The organism is Microbacterium esteraromaticum, from assembly GCF_900163815.1.
GTDB lineage: Bacteria > Actinomycetota > Actinomycetes > Actinomycetales > Microbacteriaceae > Microbacterium > Microbacterium esteraromaticum_B.
The window spans coordinates 1-1,437 of sequence record NZ_FUKO01000038.1; the positions used below are offsets into that span (position 1 = coordinate 1).

The 1,437-nt window shown below is 63.7% G+C and carries 1 protein-coding gene; it reads left to right on the forward strand.

Going from position 1 to position 1,437, the window contains the following annotated elements:
• Window positions 1-112 precede the first annotated feature (112 nt).
• The gene (locus tag FM104_RS14070; protein WP_087132861.1) at window positions 113-1,414 is read left to right on the forward strand and encodes an ISL3 family transposase; all 1,302 of its coding nucleotides are present in this window, start codon (window positions 113-115) and stop codon (window positions 1,412-1,414) included.
• Window positions 1,415-1,437: the final 23 nt, after the last annotated feature.

Here is a 1,437-nt window from a genome sequence, read left to right on the forward strand (position 1 = left end):
GGCTCTCCTGACGTAACCGTGGGTGGTTTCGGAGTGGCTTAATGACCGCACGCCGCTTCCCGTCTAGGTTTCTGACTGTCAAAGGTTAGAAACACAGGAACGGAAAAGCGGCGTGCGAATTCTAAGAATATGGCGGACCCTGCTCGGTGTCGAGAAGACAGTTGTTGAGGACATCGATCTCGACGTGAGGAGCGGGATTCTGGTCGCTTCCGTGAGACCGTCGGCGTCGATGCGGAACCGGTGCGGGGCCTGCCAGAGGCGAAGCCCGCGCTACGACTCAGGTGCCGGTCGGAGACGCTGGCGGTCGTTGGATGCCGGCTCAATTCAAGTTCACCTCGAAGCTGATGCGCCCCGGGTGTCCTGCGCCGTCCACGGCGTGACGGTGGCCGCGGTGCCGTGGGCGCGGCATCAGAGCGGCCATACCTTGTTCTTCGACGATCAGGTGGCGTGGCTGGCCACGCAGACATCCAAGACCGCGATCACGGTATTGATGCGCATCGCGTGGCGCACGGTCGGCGCGATTATCACTCGGGTCTGGGCTGATACCGAGAAGCAATACGACCAGTTCGCTGGCCTGACCCGGATCGGCATCGATGAGATCTCCTACAAGCGCGGCCACAAATATTTGACCTGCGTCGTCGACCACGATTCGGGCCGTCTCGTCTGGGCGTCGCCGGGCCAGGACAAGACCAACCTCACGAAATTCTTCGACGCTCTAGGGCCGGAACGTTCGGCGCAGATCACGCATGTTTCCGCGGACGGGGCCGCGTGGATCGCCGCTGTCGTGGCCGTCAAGTGCCCGAACGCCGTGCGCTGCGCCGACCCGTTCCACGTCGTGAAATGGGCCACCGACGCCCTCGACGAGGCGCGGCGGGCGGCATGGAACGACGCCCGCAAAGCCGCCCGGACGAACGAGGCCCGACGGGGCCGGGGCCGACCGACAAAGGACGCACCGGCTCGCCCAGACAGCGCCCGTGCTGCCGGGGTGAAGAACTCACGTTACGCACTCTGGAAAAACCCCGAGAACCTCACCGAGAAGCAGAAAGTGAAGCTCGCCTGGATCGTGCAAACCGATCCCACCCTCGGCCGCGCCTACTACCTCAAAGAAGGACTCCGTGTGATCTTCAAGCTGCCCCACGACGAAGCGGCCGAAGCCCTCGATAAATGGGTGGCCTGGGCTCGCCGATGCCGCATCCCCGCGTTCGTGAAACTCCAGAGAAGCATCGTCAACCACCGCACCGCGATCCTCGCCTCGATCGAACACGGCCTCTCGAACGGACGGGTCGAATCGATGAATACCAAGATCCGACTCATGACCCGCATCGCCTACGGCTTCAAATCACCCGACGCACTCATCGCCCTCGCCATGCTCAGCCTCGGCGGCCACAAACCCGTGCTCCCCGGCCGGGGCTAACCCACGGAAGAGTCAGGAGAGCC